This window comes from Pedobacter hiemivivus, from assembly GCF_004331685.1.
Lineage (GTDB): Bacteria > Bacteroidota > Bacteroidia > Sphingobacteriales > Sphingobacteriaceae > Pedobacter > Pedobacter hiemivivus.
The window spans coordinates 1-22,035 of record NZ_SJSM01000003.1; the positions used below are offsets into that span (position 1 = coordinate 1).

The following is a 22,035-nucleotide window of genomic DNA, read 5'->3' on the forward strand; positions in this document are numbered from 1 at the left end:
TAAACACGGAGTCGTTGAAGGTGTCTTCTAATGTCCGCTGGCTAAGCTTTTCGTTTTCCAAAAGGCCATAGAGCAATAAGTAAAACATCTTTTTACCATGTAGAACTTTTGCATAGTGATCGATTTTGGTATTTACTGACAGATGTGCTATAAGCGCTTCCGGAATGAATCCTAACAGGTGGTTTATGTTTATTTTATGATCTTTAAATACAGCCATACCTCATTGATTATCAGCCATTAAGATAGTGATTTCTTGTGAGAAAAACAACATAATTAACTGATTATTAACGACTTACGCGAAAAAAATAAAGGTAATAAAACAAAAAAAGTCGGAAGATAAATCTTCCGACCATGACTGGTGATAACACCCTCTTTTTTTATTTTAAAGTACTCTCAGTAATAGTCCTTTTAGGTATTCTCCTTCGGAGAAGGAAATTCTTACCGGGTGATCTTCAGGTTGGCTAAATTGCTTAATGATCTGAACTTCCCGGCCTGCATCTAACGCGGCCCAGGCGATGATCTGTTTAAAAGTTTCCAGATCTACAGCTCCTGAACAAGAATAAGTAGCCAATATGCCGCCTTTTTTTAGCAGGAGCATGCCCAATCTGTTTAAGTCTTTGTAAGCCCTTGCAGCGCGATCTAAAGCCGATCTGGAAGGTGCATATTTAGGGGGATCTAATACCAGTACATCGAAAGTTTTGCCTTCCTCCTTAAAAACACGGAGTTGTTTGTTTACATCTGACTGGATGCTGCTTTGTTTATCCTCGCTAAAGCCATTAAGCTCAAGGTTATGTTTTAAGGTTTCAATAGCTAATGCAGAGCTATCTACACTGGTTACATGTGCAGCGCCGTATTTTAAGCTATTTAAAGTAAAACCGCCACTATAGCAAAAGCAATCCAGCACGGTTTTGTCCTTCGTGTAAGCTGCAAGGATTTGCCTATTGTCACGTTGGTCGCAATAGAATCCTGATTTTTGCCCATCAGCAATGTTGATGTGGTATAGGACGCCATTTTCTTTTACTTCAATAAATTCAGGAGGTGCTTCTCCCCAAATGAGTCCTTGTGCAGGCTCCAGGTTTTCATGTTTACGGGCACCAGCGTCGCTTTTATCAAATATCCCTTTAGGGTTTAACTCTTGTCTTAATATATCAACGATATCTTCTTGTATGGTCTCAATTCCTGCACTCGATACCTGCAGGGATAGGAAATCACCATACTTATCAATGATAAGGCCGGGTAAAAAATCAGCTTCGCTAAATACCAATCTGCAGGTGTTAGTTTCAGCACTTAATACATGGGCGCGAGCGTCAATAGCCGCTTTTATTTTTCGTTGATACCAACTTTTATCTATGGTGATGCTTTCATCCCATTCTAATAAGCGGAGGGCTACCCTTGATTGATCGTTGTAATAAGCATAAGCAAGAAATTCTTTTTCTGCCGATCTTACGATGACCACCTCACCATTTTCAGGCTTTCCTTTAATTTTGTCAATCGCACCAGAGAAAATCCAGGGATGGCGCAGCACAGCAGCTTTTTCTTTGCCTTTTTTAAGTATTACATCGATCATCATGGGGGCAAAGATAAAAAAAACAATGTGGCTAGTTGATTAATTCACAAGGATCATATCATTGAATAAATTGTAAATTCACGGCATGGAAGAAATAACCTGGAATGACTTCGAGAAAGTCGAATTGTGTGCAGGGACAATTTTAGAGGTCTTGGATTATCCGGAAGCTAGAAAACCTGCCTATAAAGTAAAAGTAGATTTTGGAGAATTGGGTATCAAAATGAGCTCTGCCCAGATTACAGCGCTGTATACGAAAGAAGAGTTAGTTGGTCAACAGATTGTGGGGGTGGTTAATTTTCCCAAAAAACAGATTGGTAAATTTATGTCGGAGTTCCTGGTTACGGGATTTGCGGATGAAAGCGGGAATATTGTATTAACCACCTTAAATGGGAAAGTTCCTAATGGGAGTAAAATGATATAATACTATCTTTGGGGCATGAGCTTTTATAATTTTTCAGAAGAAGATAACCCTGCCGCGGAAGATGAGCATTTTATGCGTATGGCCTTACAGGAAGCACAAAAAGCTTACGAGGCTGAAGAGATCCCAATAGGGGCAATTGTGGTCTGTAAAGGCCGCATAGTGGGCCGTGGACATAATTTAACTGAGCAGTTGAATGATGTAACTGCGCATGCGGAAATGCAGGCGTTTACGGCAGCATCGCAAACCCTTGGGGGCAAATATCTAAAGGATTGTACTTTATACGTTACGATTGAGCCCTGTGTGATGTGTGCAGGAGCTAGTTATTGGACGCAGATTGGTAAAGTGGTATATGGTGCCTCAGAACCTAAAAGAGGTTTTACAACCAAAGACGCGAGTTTGTTACACCCAAAAACAGTTTTGAGAAGTGGTGTTTTAGCACAAGAATGTGGCGCCTTGATGAAAAAGTTTTTCGAAAATAAAAGAGGTTAAACTTGACAAAGTATTGAACAAAACTTAACCCTCGATTGTTATATTTGCTGTTGAAGACGGCAATTATTGAGTCGTTGGCAAAAATTAAATAATTATTTAAACTTAAATCATAATAGTATGGCTTTTGAATTACCTGCGTTACCATACGCAACAGATGCATTAGAACCGCATATCGATAAATTAACTATGGAAATCCACCATGGTAAACACCACCAAGCTTACGTTACTAACCTAAATAAAGCTTTAGAAGGCAAGCCAGAAGCTACTCAAAGTATCGAAGAAATTGTTAAAAACATCTCTAAGTTTCCCCCTGCAGTAAGAAACAACGGTGGAGGTCATTATAACCACTCTTTGTTTTGGGAAGTTATAGGTCCAAATAAAGGTGGAGAGCCTAAAGGTGATTTAGCTGATGCAATTAATGCTGCATTTGGTTCATTCGCTGATTTTAAGACTAAATTTGCTGAAGCTGGTGCAACTCGTTTTGGTTCAGGATGGGCTTGGTTAAGCGTAGGTGCTGATAAAAAATTAGTAGTTTCATCTACTCCTAATCAGGATAATCCTTTAATGGATATCGCTGAAGTAAAAGGTACTCCAATTTTAGGAATGGATGTTTGGGAACATGCTTACTACCTGCATTATCAAAACAGACGTCCTGATTACATTGCTGCTTTCTGGAATGTAGTGAACTGGGATGCTGTAGCTGAACGTTTCAAAAAAGCTTAATTTTCTTCCTGTTTTTATAGCAGGATCAATCATATAAAGAGGCCCGGATGTTTTTGCATCCGGGCCTCTTGTTATTTTTTGCTTATGTTTTTCTCATTATAGTCATTAAATGCAACAATAATGGCTTCAGCTTCTTTAGGCTTAAAAGCCGTTTTCATTGCCATGGCAACCATTCTGGCTGCAAGACCTTTTTTTACCACAATGGGCTCGTTTCCATAGGTGCCATTTTTATATTTCTGCAATACTTCAGGGGTATCTTCAAAATACTTTTGAAGATCGGCGTCGAACGCATTTTTTGGTTTGCCTGTATTGTCTTTAATCGCAAGGATCTTAAATCCCCTTATAAGCTCGTTTGTCTTAAGCCTTCTTTTTTCAGCAATGTCGGCAGGGGTGGTCATCATATATACCTCCACTTCTTCAGGATAAGAATAAAAACGATAAGAATTGATCCGGCCTGCAGATAAACGCTCCATCATATGATCATTTGAACCAAGACTTTTTAGCTGAAGATTCTCTGCATCTACAAAATGGATTTTTTCAAAGGCACGCGATCCTGCCTGGTAAAATTTCATGTCATCGACTTTATACTTTTTTGGCTTTACGTCAGGGTTGCCGATAATCGCCACAGAGTCTTTTAGGAAAATAAAACGTTGATTGAACCAAGGGGCATCATCGTATATGAGGATTGAGCCGCTTACACGGGTTCCGTCGTTAAGGATTGCATAACCAGGCTGATAGTTCTCCTGAGCCTTACTTACAGAAAATGTCAATAATAGTAGTAAAACTATCCAGTAATTTACATGCTTTTTCATAGCGCTAATTTGAGTTAAGAAATTTAGGCTAAGCTATAGAATTTATACCAGTTATTAATAAAGTGTAAAACTCCGCCGGTATTTTGTGTCGAGCTGTTTTGTGGACTATTATATGCCTACTATATCCTTTTTCTTTTTCTGCTTCATCGTTTTTGGGATAACCGCCAGAATCTCATCCTTTAACGCATTTAACATTCTTTTCTTAATGAAATTCTTGTGCGTTGCAAGGCTGATTTCCCTTACAGGCTCCGGTGATTTAAAATGCCTCACCTTGCTCAGTTGTCTGCTGTTTAGTTCCTCTAAGGCCAGCTCAGGCAGCAAGGTCGCACCATTATTCATGTCTACCATCCTGATCAGCGTTTCTACACTACCGGTGTTGTAAGTTAGTCCCTGAAGTCTATTTTGACTGGTCGAACGACAGATATTTAATACCTGAGATCGCATACAATGCCCCTCATTAAGCAGCCAGATGTTTTCATCTTCCAGGTCTTCCGAGTCAATAGTCTTCTTTTTATACAGCTTACTGTTTTTGCTGATGTAGGTGACAAAGTTTTCATAGTACAGCGGTAATTCGGCTATATTGTTGTCACCAAGCGGTGTAGCGAGAATTCCGCAGTCCAGCACACCAGTTTTTAAATGGTGTATGATGTCTTCAGTGGTATACTCCCAGATCAATAATTTCAAGTCGGGGTATTTCGCCATCATTGCCGAAATTACCCGGGGTAAAAGGTAAGGTGCAACAGTAGGGATAATGCCAACTTTGAGTTCGCCACTAACCTCTTGTTGTTGGTTGTTGATGATCTCCTTAATTTTTTGGCTTTCTTGCAAGACTAGTCTTGCTTGTTCAATAATCTGAGAGCCGATTTCTGTTGGAACAACTGGTTGTTTACTGCGGTCGAAGATCTTGACATTTAGCATTTCTTCGAGCTTTTGAACCTGCATACTCAGCGTAGGTTGGGTCACAAAGCATTTCTCGGCAGCGCCTACAAAACTTCTGTAAGTGTCTACCGCAACAATATATTCCAGTTGAACTAAGGTCATATAGCTAAAGTTTATTTTTCTTTAGCAAAGATATCAATTTTAGCTATGCTTCTCCAGGAAATCCTGATAAGCTAGCTTAATGCCCTCTTCCAGAGCTACTTTGTGTTTCCATCCTAAGGCATGTAGCTTGGATACATCCATTAACTTACGTGGTGTGCCGTCAGGTTTGCTGCTGTCAAAAGTTAGCTCACCTTCAAATCCTATAATATCTTTAATCAATATAGCCAGATCCTTTATGGTTAGGTCTTCCCCAGTACCTATATTTAAAAATCCAGCTTCGTTATAATTTTGCATTAAGAAATAACATGCATCTGCCAGATCATCAGCGAATAAGAATTCTCGCATAGGCGTGCCAGATCCCCAGATGTTAACTTCGGCATGTTGATTCACTTTTGCTTCATGAAACTTGCGAATCAGCGCAGGCAACACATGAGAATTTTGAGGATGGTAATTGTCATTGTAGCCATACAAGTTGGTTGGCATTACAGAAATGAAATTGCAATTGTATTGGGCACGATATGCATCGGCCATTTTAATCCCGGCAATTTTAGCAATGGCGTAAGGCTCATTGGTTTCTTCAAGTAGGCCAGTAAGCAAGTATTCTTCCTTTAGTGGCTGAGGCGCTAGTTTTGGGTAGATACAGCTTGAGCCCAGGAACATTAGTTTTTTAACCCCATTTGTATAAGCCTGATGGATTACATTATTTTGGATACATAGGTTTTCGTAAAGAAAATCGGCACGGTAGGTATTGTTGGCAATGATGCCGCCAACTTTCGCTGCCGCCAAAAATACATATTCAGGCTGTTCAGTAGCAAAGAAATCAGTAACTGATTGCTGATTGCGCAAATCAAGCTCTGCTGATGTTCTGGTGATTAGGTTGCTGTAGCCTTCTTTTTGTAATTTACGGTAAATCGCAGAGCCAACCATTCCCCGGTGTCCTGCAACGTATATTTTTGCGTTTTTTTCCACGTATCTTATAATGAGGTCACAAAAGTACGAAAAGCCACCATGAATATGTAAAATCCTGAAATAAATTAAGGTTTACGGGAGGGATAAAATAACTATTTGCCTAAGTTTGTATAAAAATCAAAATAGTGGGTAAAGATAAATTAAGAAAGTTTGCGGAAATAGACACCTTCCCAAATGTTTATCAGTTGGATGCTGGAAAAGAATTAAAGGGTAAATGGGCATCGCAACATTTTAAAAATGATCATCCAGTAGTGCTTGAGTTGGCATGCGGTAAAGGCGAATATGCCGTTAGTATGGCAAAGTTCTTTCCGGAAAAAAACTTTATTGGAGTTGATTTAAAAGGCAATAGAATCTGGCGAGGTGCGCGCACGGGGATGGATGAAGGAATTGCTAACCTGGCTTTTTTAAGAATCCAGATTGAAGATATCATGGAATTTTTCGGTGAAAATGAGATCGATGAGATTTGGATCACTTTCCCAGACCCACAACCTCAAGATAGCCGTGAAAAGAAACGCTTAACCTTTCCAGGATTTTTAGATAAATACAAAACCTTCTTGAAACCGGGTGGTAAAATAAATTTAAAAACGGATAACGATGGCTTGTATCTTTATACAGTCGAAAAGGTAGAAGAGCTTGGTTTAAAATGTCATAAAAAAACAGATCAACTGTATAAATCAGAGTTTTATGATGAGGTGCTTTCTATTAAAACACATTACGAACGCATCTATTTAAAGCACGATAAAAGCATTAATTATATACAGTTCTCTTTGGAGTAACCGCAAAACAAGAAATGGAACAATCATTTTACGACCAGGTTTTTGAGTTGGTAAGACTAATCCCTAAGGGGAGAGTAACCTCTTATGGTGCTATCGCCAAAAGTCTGGGCGCTGGTGGTTCTGCACGTATGGTGGGTTATGCCATGAGCAATGCCTCACTTGCACATCCCCCTATTCCAGCGCATAGAGTTGTAAATAGCTCCGGGCTGTTGACTGGGAAGTTCCACTTTGAAACACCAGATCTAATGCAGGAACTGTTGGAGAAGGAAGGGGTTATGGTAAAAGGCGATAAAATACAGAACTTTAAAAAGCATTTCTGGGATCCGTTACAAGAATTATAGTATGGAAAAACAACTAGAAAGATGTGGATGGTGTGGAACCGATCCTATGTATGTTAAATATCATGATGAGGAATGGGGTAAACCTGTTTATGATGATCAAACTATGTTCGAATTCTTAATTCTAGAGGGCGCTCAAGCAGGTTTAAGCTGGATCACTATTTTGAAAAGAAGAGGAGGGTACAAAAAGGCTTTTGCCAATTTTGATGTGCATAAGGTTGCTGCATTTACCGAGGCGGATGAAGAACGCTTGATGAATGACCCTGGGATTATTAGAAATAAGCTAAAAGTAAAGGCTGCCATCACCAATGCCAAGCTATTTATAGCAATACAGAAAGAATTTGGCTCGTTTTCTGATTATATATGGGGATTTATACCGGGTAAGCAACCGATCATGAATAAAGTGGTTACCTTAAAGGATGTTCCGGCCAGAACGGAAATATCCGATGCCATTAGTAAAGACATGAAAAAGCGGGGCTTCAAGTTTTTTGGCACCACGATTTGCTATGCGCATATGCAGGCAACAGGGATGGTGAATGACCATATAGAAACCTGTATCAGCAGATAATTTATTTGTGCATTTCGTTGTAAGCCGCCACATAAGCCTTGATCAGTTTAGCGTCAAAGGTTTCTGTGGTCTTTATACGCTCGGCAAGATCTTCGTCATTGATCAGCTTTTGCAATAACACATTTTTAATTTGTTGGTTTTTACCTTCAGAATTTCCACCATTAACAGGAAGTTCTACCATGGGGCCTGTGCCAAAGCGCTCAATAAAATAGGCAGTAGGGGCAACTGCTCGAGGTTGGTCATCATCTCTGTTTCTACCGCCGCCAATGGTAATGCCTACACCGCCACCGAATCCGCCAAAACCACCGGTGCCACCACCAATACCTACGCTAGGTTGTATACGGCGTCTTTTTTCCTGAGGTTGCTCAGCGGCACCATTTCCTCCAATACTATATAGGTTTACAGCTCCTCGTTCTACAACCTTGAAAAAACGAAGTTCCATGCGTTTCTTGATAACAATAGGCTTGCTTACATAGGTTTCCCCATTCCATAAAAACTCTTTGATGTCCTTAGCCTTATATGGAGAAATGTTTCCATCATCATTTTTAAGCATAACAGTAGAGAAGTCTGTGCCTTGTATGGTTCCCCTAACAAAGTTTCCTTCCGAAATAACGATTATATCCTGTGCTTTTACCGCAATTGCAGTTATAGAAAGCATCAACAGCAAGGCGTATACTTTTATCCCTTTCATAATAATCAAATAACGGAAATTATTCTGTTTTTGTTGTGGTCCAAGGGAGTATTGTTACCTTTATCCGAGTAATTTTAAATAAAAAATATGAAACGACTTTTTCTTCTTGACGGTATGGCGCTGATTTACAGGGCACATTTTGCATTGAGTAAAAACCCCAGATTTACTTCAGCAGGAGTCAACACTTCGGCAGTAATGGGTTTTGCCAATACCTTAATGGAGATACTTAAAAAGGAAAACCCAACTCATATCGCCGTAGTTTTTGATACGGCGGCACCAACAGAAAGGCATACTGATTTTGAGGCTTATAAAGCACACCGCCAGTCGATGCCTGAGGATCTTTCGGCGGCCTTACCTTATGTTTTTAAGTTAATAGAAGGGTTTAAGATCCCTGTAATTACAAAGGATGGCTATGAGGCTGATGATATCATCGGTACTTTGGCTAAAGAGGCAGAGCAAAAAGGTTTTCAAGTATTTTGTATGACCCCAGATAAGGATTTTGCCCAACTGGTGTCAGAAAATATCTTCATTTATAAGCCCGCACGTATGGGCAATGATATGGAGATACTGGGTGTAAAGGAAGTGTTGGAGAAATGGGAAATTGAAAACGTAGAACAAGTTATCGATATTTTGGGTCTCTGGGGAGATGCGGTTGATAATATCCCTGGTATCCCTGGCATCGGAGAAAAGACTGCAAAATCATTAATCAAACAATACGGTTCGGTAGAAAATATTATTGCCCATTCACACGAATTGAAGGGTAAGCAACGCGAAAATGTAGAAACCTATGCAGAGCAGGGCCTATTGTCTAAAAAACTGGCGACAATTCTATTAAATGTTCCGGTTGAATTTGATGAAACAGCATTAGAGGTAGAGACGCCTAGCAGGGAATTGTTGGAACCTTTATTTGCCGAATTAGAATTTAGAACCATAGGGAAAAGAGTATTTGGTGATGACTTTAATAGAGGAGGCACCGTAGTAGTTTCTCAGCAAACAGACCTTTTCGGTAATGCGGTAGGTGAACCGCTAAGGAGTGTTCAGGTGGTTGTTAGCCCGCCGCCACCACCTTCACTAGAAATGGTGCCCCTTAAAACCATAGCAGATACCGAACATGATTATAAATTGGTAGATACAGCCGAGTTGCGCAAATCGTTAATTGAGCTTTTGCAGCAGCAGGAAAGGATCTCTTTTGATACGGAGACCACTGGAACAGATGCTAATCTGTCTAATTTAGTGGGGATGTCTTTTAGCATTAAACCTGGCGAAGGTTATTATGTGCCTGTGCCTGCAGATAAAGAAGAAACGCAACGGATTGTAGATGAGTTTAAATCTGTGTTTGAAAACGAGAATATCGTTAAAATAGGGCAGAACATTAAGTATGATATGTTGATGCTGAAATGGCATGGCGTTTCCATTAAGGGAGAGTTATTTGACACCATGTTGGCACATTATCTAATAGATCCAGATACCAGACACAATATGGATGTGTTGTCGGAGAATTATTTAAACTATTCGCCAATCTCTATCACTACCTTAATTGGTGCCAAGGGCAAAGGACAGGGCAATATGCGTGATGTTCCGGTAGAGCAAGTGGTAGATTATGCTGTCGAGGATGCTGATGTAACCTTACAGTTGGCTAATGTTTTTATGCCAATGCTAAAAGAGCTAAACGCCGAAAAATTAGCAACAGAAGTAGAGAATCCGTTGGTTTACGTGCTCGCTGATATGGAAATAGAAGGCGTAAGGATTGATATGGATACGCTGATCAATTACTCTAAAGAGCTGGAATTGGATATTAGAAAGTTTGAACAGAATGTGTACGATAAATGTGGCATTAAGTTTAATCTGGCCTCACCAAAGCAATTGGGAGAGGTGCTTTTTGATAAACTACAGCTTGATCCTAAAGCTAAAAAGACAAAAACTGGTCAATACCAAACTGGAGAGGATGTATTGTTGGCACTAGCACATAAAAGCGACATCGTTCAGGATATTTTAGATTTCCGTCAGTTACAAAAGTTAAAATCAACTTATGTTGATGCTTTGCCATTGTTGGTAAATCCTAGAACTGGTCGTGTACACACTAGTTTCAATCAGGCCGTTGCCGCAACAGGAAGGCTAAGTTCAAATAATCCTAACCTGCAAAACATTCCAATCCGTACAGAACGCGGTAGGGAAGTGCGGAAGGCATTTATTGCCAGAGATGAAAATCATATCCTGCTTTCAGCGGATTATTCGCAAATAGAGCTTCGCATTATTGCAGAGATTAGTAAAGAAGAGAATATGTTGGAGGCCTTTAACAAAGGAATAGACATTCACACGGCAACCGCAGCTAAAGTGTATGGCATTGCTATTGAAGAAGTAGATTCAACACAGCGTCGTAATGCTAAGGCAGTAAACTTTGGAATCATATATGGGCAGTCTGCTTTTGGATTGTCACAGAACCTGGGGATCCCAAGAAAAGAGGCCGCGGCAATTATAGATCAATATTTTACTCAGTATCCTGGTATCAAGAGATTTATGTCCGATACCATGAACTCTGCCCGTGAAAATGGATATGTAGAGACAATTCTAGGCAGAAGAAGGTATTTACGTGATATCAATTCGGCGAATCAGACGGTTCGTGGTTTTGCAGAACGAAATGCCATAAATGCGCCAATACAAGGCTCTGCTGCGGATATGATTAAGGTAGCGATGATAAATATCCATAAAGATATTCAGGAGCAAGGCTTACAGTCTAAAATGACCATGCAGGTACATGATGAGTTGGTGTTCGATGTGTTGAAGACAGAAGTCGAAGCTATGAAGAATATCATTTCACATCGAATGAAAACTGCAATTAAAACTACCGTGCCAATTGAAGTTGAGATTGGTGAAGGAGTGAACTGGTTAGCGGCGCATTAATACGGTCGTCATCCTGGAAATAAGTTCAGGATGACGATCGCATAAAAAATAGCCTGATCATAATTGATGATCAGGCTATTTTTGAATAGAATATTTTGCAATTAAAGCTCAATCGTTTCACCGATTCCCGGTAAAAACAGTGACTTGTTTTCTCTTTTAAACTTGGCTATTGCGGCTTCAGTATCAATCTGAATTGGCGGAAAAGTGTTATAGTGCACACCAATTACTCTATCGCAGTCAATGTATTTCGTAGCCACTACGGCATCATCGGCATCCATCGTATAATGGCCCCCAATAGGAAGAATGGCATAGTCTAAATGATACAAGTCTGCCAGGATTTTCATCTCTACCGTTAGTGCCGTATCCCCGGCATAATATATTGCTTTTCCATCCAGATCTAATACAAAACCGGCGGGGTTACCACCATAACTGCCATCCGGATTACTACTTGAGTGTGTAGCCCAAACGGTACGTAGCATCCCGAAGTCAAATTTAGCTTTGCCAAAATTCACGTCGGTTACATTTTGTACACCTTGTTTTCTGATCCAGTCGGCCACCTCAACCAATGCGATTACCTGAGCTTTTGTTTGATTTGCAATTTCTACTAGATCGGCAACATGATCTGCGTGTCCGTGGCTAACAAGGATATAGTCGGCCTCAATGCCTTTGATATCAATGTGCTTAGCTAGCGGGTTGTGAGTAATAAAAGGATCAAAAAGAAACTTTTTGCCATCAGCTTCAAGCAGAAAGCAAGATTGTCCATAATAAGTATACTTCATCTCTATTTTTCTATTTAATAAAACTGCGTATTATTGTCCAAACATACCACCCATTCCGCCAAACATATCTTTTGTTGCAGCCTGCATTTCCGTGGCGCTCACCTGATCAGCTTGTGCCAGCGCTTTGTTTATGGCTGTAAGTAGCAGTTCTTCTAACTCTTCTTTATCGGCCTGTTTGTAAAAGTCATCGTTAATCTCTACACTTGTAATCGCTTTATTTGCAGTAGCGGTAATACGTATAGCACCCCCTTCAACTTCGCCAAAAACAGAAATTGTATCCAGGCGTTTTTTTATTTCATCGGCCTTTTGTTGTGCCGCCATCAATTTATCGAACATAATCAGGTTGTTTTTTTATAACAACGAAATTAAAGGAAATTGGTTTAAACTATACCGATTAAAATGAAAAAAGAAGCTTTATTTCATCAGTTTGCTGTTAAAATCGACAAATAGTTTAAAAAGATCCATTGTATTTAGTGAATGGGATCGTGACTGGAAGAACGTAAATATCGTGCTGCTTAGAGTAAGTATATGCAAACAGATTAAATATGAGCCGGTGTGCATCGGGTAAATCAAACAGATTGGGGATTCTGGTGTTATAAAAGTATCAATTAAAATTATGGATGTACGTTCGAATGAACCTTTTTGGCTGGTAAAAAATGGAATAAAATATTCATATCCTTCTTTGCGGGAAGATATAGATACAGAGGTGTTAATTGTTGGCGGAGGTATAACAGGAGCGTTAATGGCTCATGCTGCTGTAAAAAAGGGATATAAAACAGTTTTAATTGATAAAAGAGAGATTGCCAATGGCAGTACTTCGGCAACCACATCAATGCTCCAATATGAAATAGATATTCCTTTATATCAATTAAAGGAGTTGATAGGCGAGCAGGGCGCTATTGCCAGTTATTTGTCTTGTCGGGATGCGATAGATAGCCTACATAATGTGGTAAATGAGATCAAATCAGCATGTGGGTTTGAAAAAAAGGAATCCGTTTATTTTGCGGGCAATAGTAAAGATGTAAAATGGTTGAAACCCGAGTTTGAGGCTCGTTTAGCTGCTGGTTTTGAGGTGAAGTGGTTGGATAAGGAACAATTATTTACAGCATACGGATTGGTGGCCGAAGGAGGGATTTTGTCGGAAGATGGCGGAAGTGTAGATGCTTTTTGCCTGACCCATGATCTACTGCATTATAACTCAGAAAAGGGTTTAAGGGTATTTGATAAAACGGAGCTGAAAAAGGTAAAATATGAGAAGGATGGTGTTAAAGTAGTAGTGCATACCGGCGCAGAAATTCGCGCCAAAAAAATCATCTATTGTACTGGATATGAAACTCAGGGGATGCTGCCAGATAAAATTGTGGCTTTAAAAAGCACTTATGCAATAATTAGTGAAAAAGAGAATAAGCATACTCCCTGGTGTAATAAAACCTTGTTCTGGAATACGGATAAGCCTTACTTGTACATGCGTACCACTGCAGATGGTCGGTTACTTGTGGGTGGTGAAGATGTTGACTTTAAAAATGCGCTAAGACGGGATTTATTGCTTTGTAAAAAGAAAGATCGGTTGGTCAAAACCCTGAAAAAATATCTTCCAGAGGTGACATTTATTGAAGATTTTTGCTGGTGCGGTACTTTCGGTGAAACAAAAGATGGCTTGCCCTATATTGGTCAGCATCCGAAATTTCCGGATAGTTATTTTCTTTTGGGCTTTGGCGGGAATGGCATTACTTTTTCGGTAACAGGAGCAGAGATGATTATCGGTATGATGGACGGAATGCCTAATCTTTTATCACATTATTTCAGATTCGGACGTTAAGTTAAATACACGTTTTTATTATTAAATGGTGAAATACCTTTTTTGAAGGGCTTTAATGCCTTGGAAATCACTGAAAAATGTAAAAAAATTAAAAACGTATTGCACAATTCGATATTTATTTAAACCTTTGCGCCTCAACTCATTCAAATAATTATTATACGCAGAAAATGATCAAACACGCAACGCATAAACTTTCTATTGTTGAAGCAAAGAATATTGCTTCAAGAAGTCTGTTTATTGAACGTTTACAACCCGTGTTTTTTGTGACTACGAACCGGCAAACCTATACGCCGCGGATCTGAGTAAATCCCTTATATCAGGTCATTTACGAAGAGGATTGCCTCTCAAAAAACAATTAATCAAAATATTTATATTTTTTCGTTATCATATTAATGAATATAAACGATTTTATAGTGCAGGTTGCACTTCCTGAACATCGTGTCTTCGCAGAAGAAATCTGTGAAGAGATGGCTGAATCGGCTAAAGCACGAGGTACAGGTATTGCTAAGCGCTCTCCGGAGTACGTAGCAGGGAAAATGGTTGACGGTAAATCCGTTATTGCATTTCATAAAGATGGCTCATGGGCAGGATTCTGCTACATAGAAACATGGACTCACGGGCAGTTTGTGGCCAATTCTGGACTTATTGTTAGTCCTAAATACCGTAAGGCGGGTTTAGCGCACGCCATTAAGGAAAAAATATTCGAACTTTCTCGACAGAAGTATCCAAAGGCCAAGATATTTGGTTTAACCACGGGCCTTGCCGTAATGAAGATCAATTCTGATCTTGGCTACGAACCCGTTACTTATTCTGAACTTACTCAGGACGAGGAATTTTGGAAAGGTTGCCAAAGTTGTGTTAACTTCGAAATATTAAAAATGAAGGAGCGCAAAAACTGTATGTGTACTGCGATGTTGTACGATCCAGTAGAGCAGAAGCATGAAGTAGCAAAGAAGTTTGCTGAAGAGCTGCATAAAAAGCCAAAGTTGTACGAACGTTTTATGCGTATTAAGCAAAGGTTAGTGCTTAAGACAAAGTCTCCAAATAAGAAGGGCCCGAAATCCCTGTTTCTAATGTTTAGTGTTTTATTTAAATAGCTGTTATATTAAGATGAAGAAGAAAGTTGTTTTAGCTTTTAGCGGAGGTTTAGATACCTCATTTTGTTGCATTTACCTTGCTCAGGACCGTGGACTTGAGGTTCATTCTGTAATTGTAAATACAGGTGGGTTTTCTGATGAGGAATTACAGGAAATTGAAAAGCGCGCTTACGCTCTTGGTGTAGTTTCTCATGCTGTGGTTGATGAAACTACAAATTATTATAACGGCTGTATTAAATACCTGGTTTATGGTAATGTATTGAAAAATGCTACCTATCCTCTTTCCGTTAGTGCAGAGCGTGTAAGTCAGGCAACAGCAATTGCCAATTACGTAAAAAAGATTGGGGCTGATTATGTGGCTCACGGTAGTACAGGCGCAGGTAACGATCAGGTACGTTTTGATATGATTTTTAATATCATCATTCCTAACGTAGAGATCATTACACCAATTAGAGATTTAAAATTATCCCGCGAAGCGGAAATAGAATACCTGAATGCGCATGGTGTTGAATATAGCGCTGAAAAAGCGAGATACTCGATTAATAAAGGACTATGGGGAACTTCTGTTGGAGGAAAAGAAACTTTAACTTCTAATGAGACTTTACCTGAAGAGGCATGGCCTACACAGGTTTCGGAAACAACTCCACGTAAACTCAATTTAACTTTTGAAAAAGGAGAGTTAGTGGCGATTGATGGCGAGACTTTAGCTCCAGTTCAAGCTATTCAAAAATTACAAGCTATTGCACAGCCTTATGGTATTGGCAGAGATATTCACGTTGGAGATACCATTATCGGTATAAAAGGACGTGTGGGTTTTGAAGCTGCGGCTCCAATTGTGATCATCAAAGCACACCATACGCTTGAAAAACATACTTTAACTAAATGGCAGCTTTCGTGGAAAGAACAATTGTCTACTTTTTATGGCAACTGGCTACACGAAGGTCAATTTCATGATCCAATTATGCGCAATATCGAAGCCTTCTTAACTGATACTCAGAAAGTGGTTAGCGGAACGGTATTTGTAGAGTTGTTGCCTTATCGCTTCAATATTATAGGCATCGAGTCTGAACATGACTTGATGAGCAATAAGTTTGGTAGCTATGGCGAAATGAACAACGCATGGAGTGGCGAGGATGTAAAAGGGTTTTCTAAGATTTTTGGCAACCAGGTAATGATCTGGCATAAAGTAAACGGACATGATTAAAGCAGGTGTAGTTGGCGGTGCAGGATATACAGGAGGTGAATTAGTTCGCATTCTGATCAATCACCCTTCTGTAGAAATTAAATTTGTACACAGTAAGAGCAATGCCGGAAACTTGGTTTCTGATGTTCATACCGACTTGCTTGGCGATACAGATTTGCGTTTTTCTCCTTCACTTACATCTGATATCGATGTGTTGTTTCTATGTCTTGGACACGGGGATTCAAAGCTGTTTTTGGAAAACAACGACATTAATAAAGCGATTAAGATCATCGATTTAAGTCAGGATTTCAGACTAAAGGTTAATGCAGGTACCCGTTGGGCTTATGGTTTGCCAGAGTTGAACAGAGAGGCCATAAAAACAAGTAGTTTTATTGCTAATCCGGGTTGTTTTGCAACCTGCATTCAGTTGGGTCTACTTCCGCTGGCGGCAAAAGGATTGTTGACAAACGAAATACACATCAATGCAACAACTGGATCAACAGGTGCGGGACAGGGCTTGGCGGCAACATCACACTTTAGCTGGCGCAACAACAACCTATCGGTTTATAAAGCTTTCGAACACCAGCATTTAAATGAGATTGGTGAGAGCCTTAAACAGCTCAATAGAAAGTTTGAGCAGGTGCTGAACTTTATCCCACAACGTGGCGATTTTGCAAGGGGTATCTTAGCGGCGATGTATTTGGAAAGCGATTTAACAACCGAAGAAGCACAGCGCATTTATCGTGATTATTATGCAAAACATCCGTTTACGCATGTGAGCAAAAAGAATATCGATTTAAAACAGGTGGTAAATACCAATAAAGCAATTGTACATGTAGAAAAGCATGGTACCAAGCTGTTTATTGTAAGTATTATAGATAACCTATTAAAGGGGGCAAGCGGACAAGCGGTGCAGAATATGAATTTAATTTTTGGATTGGAAGAGACCGAAGGACTCCGGCTAAAGGCAGTAGCATTTTAGCTAGAACGTTCTCAACGCTCTTTTATGTACCGTCTTTGTTCTGATTTTCAGTATAATGGACGGAATCCTTAATCTTTAAAAATTAAATAAAAATGAACTTATTCGACGTATACCCATTAAATAATATAGAAATAGTAAAAGCATCTGGTAGCAAAGTATGGGATGCAAATGGTCAGGAATATTTAGACTTATATGGCGGTCATGCTGTAATTTCTATTGGTCACACCCATCCGCATTATGTAAAACGCTTAACAGATCAACTTAATAAAGTAGGCTTTTACTCCAATTCTGTGCTTATTCCTTTACAAGTCGAGCTGGCTGAAAAACTCGGCAAAGTTTCAGGGAAGACAGATTTCCAGTTGTTCCTATGTAACTCAGGAGCTGAAGCCAATGAAAATGCATTAAAGCTAGCCTCTTTTTACAATGGAAGAAAAAAGGTAATTGCCTTTAAGGGGGCTTTCCATGGCAGAACTTCTTTGGCGGTTTCTGCAACAGATAATCCTAAAATTATCGCTCCAGTAAACGAAACTGATAACATTATTTTCTTGCCACACAATGATGAAGCTGCTTTAGCGAATGCATTTGCGGAGTATGGAAATGAAATTACAGCCGTAATTATTGAAGGAATACAAGGTGTTGGTGGTATCAAAGAGGCTTCTGTAAGCTTTTTACAAAAGATCCGTTCACTTTGTGACCAATATAATGCCGTTTATATTGCGGATAGTGTGCAGTGCGGTTACGGCAGAACAGGTAAATTCTACTCGCATGATTATGCAGGTGTTGATGCCGACATTTATACCATGGCAAAAGGAATGGGTAATGGTTTCCCGATAGGAGGGATTTCTATTGCGCCTAAGTTTAAGCCTTGGCATGGTATGTTGGGTACCACTTTTGGTGGTAACCATTTGGCTTGTGCAGCTGCATTGGCAGTTTTGGAAATTATTGAACAGGATAATCTGTTAAAAAATGCGGAAGAGGTTGGCACTTATCTGATCAATGAATTAAAGCAAATAGAGGGAATAAAAGAAGTGCGTGGGCGTGGCTTAATGATCGGAATAGAACTTCCAGAAAGCCTTCAAAACGTAAAAAAAGACTTACTATTTAAATATAAAATCTTTACTGGAGAGGCAAAGCCTAATGTCATCAGACTATTGCCTGCTTTAAATTTAACTAAGGATCTGGCAGATCAATTTTTGAATGATTTTAAAACCGCTTTAAAAGGATGAACCAATTCACCTCAGTAAATGATGTGCAAGACATCGGCCAATTGGTTAATGATGCATTGGCACTTAAAGAAAGCCCGTATGCGCACCAGCATTTGGGTAAAAATAAAACTCTTGGGCTAGTTTTTTTAAATCCCAGCTTACGTACCCGTTTAAGCACTCAAAAGGCAGCCCTTAATTTAGGGATGAATGTGATGGTGATGAACATGGATAAAGAGGGTTGGGCACTAGAAACACAAGATGGTATCGTGATGGACGGAACTACCGTAGAGCATATTCGGGAGGCTGCAGCTGTAATGGGGCAGTACTGTGATGTGCTGGGCTTGCGTTCTTTTCCTAAACTGTTGAACCGTGATGAGGATTATAACGAAGATTTCTTCAATAAATTTATAAAATATTGCAAGGTTCCTGTGGTTAGCTTAGAAAGCGCGACCCGCCACCCCTTACAAAGTTTGGCCGATCTGGTTACAATAAAAGAAACCTGGAAAGGTCCTGCTAAACCGAAGGTTGTTTTAGCCTGGGCACCACACATAAAAGCATTGCCGCAGGCAGTTCCTAACTCTTTTTCGGAGTGGATGTGCAAAGCGCAGCAAGAGGGAATGCTTGATTTTACCATTGCTCAACCTAGAGGTTATGAGTTAAATGCAGATTTTACGCAAGGAGCTCATATTACCCATGATTTGGATGAGGCTTTGGCCGGTGCAGATTACATTTACGTTAAAAATTGGTCTAGCTATGAGGAATATGGTAAAGTATTACCTTTTACAGAAGGCTGGATGCTAACTAATGATAAGTTAAAACCGACTAACGACGCGCGGGTGATGCATTGCTTACCTGTTCGTCGCGATTTAGAGCTTTCATCAGAAATATTGGATGGTCCTAATTCATTGGTGATCCATGAAGCGGGAAACCGCTTATGGGCAGCGCAGGCGGTGTTAAAGCAAATGCTTGAAAAACTATAGGGCATATGAAAAAGAAACTAAGTGTAATTAAAATCGGGGGTAACGTAATTGACGATTCAGAAAAACTACATCGGTTCTTACTGGACTTTACAGCGCTTCCGGGCGACAAGATTTTAATTCATGGTGGTGGAAAAATTGCTACAGAGTTAGGCGTTTCGCTTGGTGTAGAAGCTAAAATGGTTGAAGGCAGACGGATTACTGATATAGAAACCCTTCGTGTGGTAACTATGGTGTATGCCGGCTTAATCAATAAAAACATGGTGGCCCAGTTACAGGCAAAAGGCTGTAACGCAATAGGGCTTACCGGTGCAGATGGCAATATCATTAAAGCGGTAAAGCGGCCTGTAAAGGATATAGATTATGGTTTTGTAGGTGATTTGGATGCTTCATCTGTCTCCACTAAAACCCTTTCTAGCCTATTAGAAGTAGGATTGGTACCTGTACTTTGTGCCATTACCCACGATGGGGAAACACAGCTTTTAAATACAAATGCCGACACTATTGCTTCGGCAGTGGCAGTGGCTATGTCGGATTTCTATGAAACTTCGTTAATCTATTGCTTTGAAAAGCGAGGAGTAATGCGTGATATAGACGACGATAGTTCATTGGTAACAGAGATAAAGATGGAGCAGTTTGACACCTTAAAAAGTGAAGGTGTGGTTTCAGGCGGAATGATCCCTAAATTGCACAATGCTTTTGAAGCAATAAAAAGTGGCGTAGCAGCTGTGTACATTGGTAAGGCTGATGAACTGCCACAGATTAATGAAAATAATTTCGGAACCAGATTAATAAAATAATTATGAACAAGTTTAAAGGCAGCATTGCTATTTTAGGAAGCGGAAACATTGGTATCTCTTTAGCCAAAGGTCTAGTTAAATCTAACTATGCCGAACCCGGACAGATCAGTTTAACCAGAAGAAATATTTCGGGTTTAAGTGCATTGGCCGAGCAAGGTTTTGTAGTTAGTGATGACAACGCTGCTGTAGTTGCAAATGCCGATATTGTTGTTTTGGCGGTATTGCCGCAACAATTGAACAACTTGTTATCCCAAATAGAAGCTGTTGTTGATGATAAAAAGCAATTGTTTATTTCTGTTGCTTCCGGTGTAAGCTGTATAGATATCAGGAGTAAATTAGGTGAAAACGTACAGGTGATTAGGGCAATGCCAAATACGGCGATCGCCATTGGACAGTCTATGACCTGTGTGGCTACTGACAATGCAACTGCCGAAAATGTAGCAGAGGTGATCAGGATGTTCGAAACTGTAGGTTCTGTGGTTAAAATTAACGAAGACCTCATGACTTCGGCTACGGCCTTATGTGCTTGTGGTATCGCATTCTTCTTAAGAGCGATCAGAGCAGCATCGCAAGGCGGAGTAGAGATCGGTTTCCATGCCGATGAAGCTTTAAAAATGGCTGTGCAAACAGCTAAAGGCGCTGCCGATCTGTTATTACTGATGCAATCACACCCTGAGCAGGAAATTGATAAAGTAACTTCTCCTAAGGGCTGTACCATAGCAGGATTAAACGAAATGGAGCACAATGGCTTCAGTTCATCATTAATAAAAGGAATTAAACTTTCAGCAATTAAAGCGGGTGCTTTATATACAAAAGAATAGATATGATGATAGCGGGACTGCAAAAAGATAGTTTAGAGTTGTTGAAACAATTGATCAGCATACAATCCTTTAGCAGAGAAGAGGATAAAACAGCTGATGCAATTGAGGTTTTTTTGCAGCAGAAAGGTATAAAAACCAATCGAAAGCTGAATAATATATGGGCTTATAACAAGCATTTTGATGCGGCTAAGCCGACATTGCTTTTAAATTCGCACCATGACACCGTAAAACCAAATACAGGCTATACGCGCAACCCTTACGACGCTGCGGTTGAAGATGGTAAATTGTACGGCTTGGGCAGTAATGATGCCGGAGGATGTCTCGTATCGCTTATAGCGACCTTTCTTTACTACTATGATCAGGAAGGCTTAAATTATAACATTTGCCTGGCCACTACCGCTGAGGAAGAAATATCTGGTAGCAATGGTTTAGAGTGTGTGTTGCCTGATTTAGGCGAACTGGAGTTTGCTATTGTAGGTGAGCCGACATTAATGAACCTGGCAATTGCCGAAAGGGGATTGTTGGTGTTGGATTGTACCACACATGGAAAAGCAGGTCATGCCGCACGTGAAGAGGGGGATAACGCCATTTATAAAGCTTTAAAGGATATCGAATGGTTTCGTAGCTATCGTTTTTCTAAGGTGTCTGAGATGTTTGGCCCTTTAAAAATGTCAGTTACGATTATCAATGCCGGTTCTCAGCACAATGTTGTTCCTGCTACTTGTAATTTTACGGTTGATGTTCGGGTAACTGATGCTTATACAAATGAGGAGGTATTAAAGATCATTCGTACAAATGTGGATTGCGATGTGCAACCCCGTTCTACAAGATTAAAACCTTCATCTATTGATAAAGAACACCCAATAGTCCAATCCGGATTGGCTTTAGGTCGTACTACCTATGGTTCACCGACTACCTCTGATCAGGCATTATTAAGCATTCCCTCTTTAAAAGTTGGGCCTGGAGATTCTGCCCGCTCGCACATGGCTGATGAATATGTGCATGTCAACGAAATTGAAGAAGGTATTGAGCTTTATATCGCAATGCTGAAACCAGTAGTAGGGGGCAAATAGATT

The 22,035-nt window shown here is 39.9% G+C and carries 24 protein-coding genes and 1 pseudogene; 17 read left to right on the plus strand and 8 right to left on the minus strand.

Translation table 11 applies throughout. The annotated features are described in order from the left end of the window. Positions 1-217 (minus strand): annotated as a pseudogene (locus EZ444_RS27365) (IS4 family transposase); the annotation flags it as partial. A gap of 165 nt (positions 218-382) precedes the next feature. Continuing rightward, complete coding sequence (locus tag EZ444_RS06135; RefSeq protein ID WP_131608284.1) at positions 383-1,567, minus strand: class I SAM-dependent rRNA methyltransferase; 1,185 nt, start codon at positions 1,565-1,567, stop codon at positions 383-385. A gap of 85 nt (positions 1,568-1,652) precedes the next feature. On the opposite strand from EZ444_RS06135, the gene EZ444_RS06140 reads away from it, so the two are divergent. The 3 genes from EZ444_RS06140 (at position 1,653) to EZ444_RS06150 (ending at position 3,200) form a co-directional block, all read left to right on the plus strand. After that, complete coding sequence (locus tag EZ444_RS06140; protein ID WP_131607861.1) at positions 1,653-1,988, plus strand: tRNA-binding protein; 336 nt, start codon at positions 1,653-1,655, stop codon at positions 1,986-1,988. A gap of 15 nt (positions 1,989-2,003) precedes the next feature. Continuing rightward, on the plus strand, positions 2,004-2,477 hold the full coding sequence (locus EZ444_RS06145; RefSeq protein ID WP_131607862.1) for a nucleoside deaminase: 474 nt from the start codon (positions 2,004-2,006) through the stop codon (positions 2,475-2,477). 117 nt (positions 2,478-2,594) lie between these two features. After that, the gene (locus tag EZ444_RS06150; protein WP_131607863.1) at positions 2,595-3,200 is read left to right on the plus strand and encodes a superoxide dismutase; all 606 of its coding nucleotides are present in this window, start codon (positions 2,595-2,597) and stop codon (positions 3,198-3,200) included. 71 nt (positions 3,201-3,271) lie between these two features. Here the strand turns inward: EZ444_RS06150 and EZ444_RS06155 are convergent, their stop codons facing one another. The 3 genes from EZ444_RS06155 to fcl all read right to left on the minus strand — a co-directional run bounded on the left by EZ444_RS06155 (position 3,272) and on the right by fcl (position 6,034). Continuing rightward, positions 3,272-4,012: a hypothetical protein gene (locus tag EZ444_RS06155; RefSeq protein WP_131607864.1), complete on the minus strand. Its 741-nt coding sequence runs from the start codon at positions 4,010-4,012 to the stop codon at positions 3,272-3,274. Positions 4,013-4,120: 108 nt separating this feature from the next. Further along, positions 4,121-5,053, minus strand: coding sequence for a hydrogen peroxide-inducible genes activator (locus EZ444_RS06160; protein ID WP_131607865.1), 933 nt, complete (start codon positions 5,051-5,053; stop codon positions 4,121-4,123). Positions 5,054-5,092: 39 nt separating this feature from the next. Continuing rightward, positions 5,093-6,034, minus strand: coding sequence for a GDP-L-fucose synthase (gene fcl, locus EZ444_RS06165; RefSeq protein ID WP_225874671.1), 942 nt, complete (start codon positions 6,032-6,034; stop codon positions 5,093-5,095). A 113-nt stretch (positions 6,035-6,147) separates the two neighbouring features. Here fcl and trmB point away from each other — a divergent pair, with 113 nt between their 5' ends. Genes trmB through EZ444_RS06180 form a run of 3 tightly spaced genes read left to right on the plus strand, consistent with a single transcriptional unit; the run spans position 6,148 to position 7,704 of the window. Continuing rightward, the gene (trmB, locus tag EZ444_RS06170) at positions 6,148-6,798 is read left to right on the plus strand and encodes a tRNA (guanosine(46)-N7)-methyltransferase TrmB (RefSeq protein ID WP_131607867.1); all 651 of its coding nucleotides are present in this window, start codon (positions 6,148-6,150) and stop codon (positions 6,796-6,798) included. Between the two features lie 14 nt (positions 6,799-6,812). Next, positions 6,813-7,139 (plus strand): MGMT family protein, encoded by a 327-nt coding sequence (locus tag EZ444_RS06175; protein WP_131607868.1) that lies wholly within the window; start codon positions 6,813-6,815, stop codon positions 7,137-7,139. A 1-nt stretch (position 7,140) separates the two neighbouring features. Then, complete coding sequence (locus tag EZ444_RS06180) at positions 7,141-7,704, plus strand: DNA-3-methyladenine glycosylase I (protein WP_131607869.1); 564 nt, start codon at positions 7,141-7,143, stop codon at positions 7,702-7,704. Position 7,705: 1 nt separating this feature from the next. Here the strand turns inward: EZ444_RS06180 and EZ444_RS06185 are convergent, their stop codons facing one another. Beyond that, complete coding sequence (locus tag EZ444_RS06185) at positions 7,706-8,395, minus strand: hypothetical protein (protein ID WP_131607870.1); 690 nt, start codon at positions 8,393-8,395, stop codon at positions 7,706-7,708. Between the two features lie 87 nt (positions 8,396-8,482). Here EZ444_RS06185 and polA point away from each other — a divergent pair, with 87 nt between their 5' ends. Continuing rightward, positions 8,483-11,296: a DNA polymerase I gene (polA, locus tag EZ444_RS06190; protein ID WP_131607871.1), complete on the plus strand. Its 2,814-nt coding sequence runs from the start codon at positions 8,483-8,485 to the stop codon at positions 11,294-11,296. Between the two features lie 101 nt (positions 11,297-11,397). Here polA and EZ444_RS06195 read toward each other — a convergent pair whose 3' ends face one another. Together EZ444_RS06195 and EZ444_RS06200 are read right to left on the minus strand one after the other, a co-directional pair. After that, a complete protein-coding gene (locus EZ444_RS06195) occupies positions 11,398-12,075 on the minus strand; it encodes a metal-dependent hydrolase (protein WP_131607872.1) in 678 nt (225 codons plus the stop codon). A gap of 30 nt (positions 12,076-12,105) precedes the next feature. After that, entirely contained in the window at positions 12,106-12,411 is a 306-nt protein-coding gene (locus EZ444_RS06200; RefSeq protein WP_131607873.1) for a YbaB/EbfC family nucleoid-associated protein, read from the minus strand. 280 nt (positions 12,412-12,691) lie between these two features. Here EZ444_RS06200 and EZ444_RS06205 point away from each other — a divergent pair, with 280 nt between their 5' ends. The 10 genes from EZ444_RS06205 to EZ444_RS06245 all read left to right on the plus strand — a co-directional run bounded on the left by EZ444_RS06205 (position 12,692) and on the right by EZ444_RS06245 (position 22,032). After that, complete coding sequence (locus EZ444_RS06205) at positions 12,692-13,894, plus strand: NAD(P)/FAD-dependent oxidoreductase (protein ID WP_131607874.1); 1,203 nt, start codon at positions 12,692-12,694, stop codon at positions 13,892-13,894. A gap of 167 nt (positions 13,895-14,061) precedes the next feature. Next, on the plus strand, positions 14,062-14,196 hold the full coding sequence (locus EZ444_RS27735; protein WP_262711001.1) for a hypothetical protein: 135 nt from the start codon (positions 14,062-14,064) through the stop codon (positions 14,194-14,196). Between the two features lie 90 nt (positions 14,197-14,286). Next, positions 14,287-14,991 carry a GNAT family N-acetyltransferase gene (locus EZ444_RS06210; protein ID WP_131607875.1) on the plus strand — a complete coding sequence of 235 codons (705 nt, stop codon included), beginning with the start codon at positions 14,287-14,289 and terminating at the stop codon, positions 14,989-14,991. Positions 14,992-15,004: 13 nt separating this feature from the next. Then, complete coding sequence (gene argG, locus EZ444_RS06215; RefSeq protein WP_131607876.1) at positions 15,005-16,195, plus strand: argininosuccinate synthase; 1,191 nt, start codon at positions 15,005-15,007, stop codon at positions 16,193-16,195. Further along, the gene (argC, locus tag EZ444_RS06220; RefSeq protein WP_131607877.1) at positions 16,188-17,156 is read left to right on the plus strand and encodes an N-acetyl-gamma-glutamyl-phosphate reductase; all 969 of its coding nucleotides are present in this window, start codon (positions 16,188-16,190) and stop codon (positions 17,154-17,156) included. The genes argG and argC overlap by 8 nt, the downstream gene beginning before the upstream one ends. Before the next feature lie 92 nt (positions 17,157-17,248). Then, complete coding sequence (locus EZ444_RS06225; protein ID WP_131607878.1) at positions 17,249-18,382, plus strand: aspartate aminotransferase family protein; 1,134 nt, start codon at positions 17,249-17,251, stop codon at positions 18,380-18,382. Beyond that, complete coding sequence (locus EZ444_RS06230) at positions 18,379-19,341, plus strand: Rossmann-fold NAD(P)-binding domain-containing protein (RefSeq protein ID WP_131607879.1); 963 nt, start codon at positions 18,379-18,381, stop codon at positions 19,339-19,341. Before EZ444_RS06225 ends, EZ444_RS06230 begins: the two co-directional genes overlap by 4 nt. A gap of 5 nt (positions 19,342-19,346) precedes the next feature. Next, positions 19,347-20,138 carry an acetylglutamate kinase gene (gene argB, locus EZ444_RS06235; protein WP_131607880.1) on the plus strand — a complete coding sequence of 264 codons (792 nt, stop codon included), beginning with the start codon at positions 19,347-19,349 and terminating at the stop codon, positions 20,136-20,138. A gap of 2 nt (positions 20,139-20,140) precedes the next feature. Beyond that, positions 20,141-20,959, plus strand: a complete 819-nt coding sequence (proC, locus tag EZ444_RS06240) for a pyrroline-5-carboxylate reductase (RefSeq protein ID WP_131607881.1) — start codon at positions 20,141-20,143, stop codon at positions 20,957-20,959. 5 nt (positions 20,960-20,964) lie between these two features. Next, the gene (locus tag EZ444_RS06245; RefSeq protein WP_131608285.1) at positions 20,965-22,032 is read left to right on the plus strand and encodes a M20 family metallo-hydrolase; all 1,068 of its coding nucleotides are present in this window, start codon (positions 20,965-20,967) and stop codon (positions 22,030-22,032) included. The last annotated feature ends 3 nt before the right edge of the window (positions 22,033-22,035 follow it).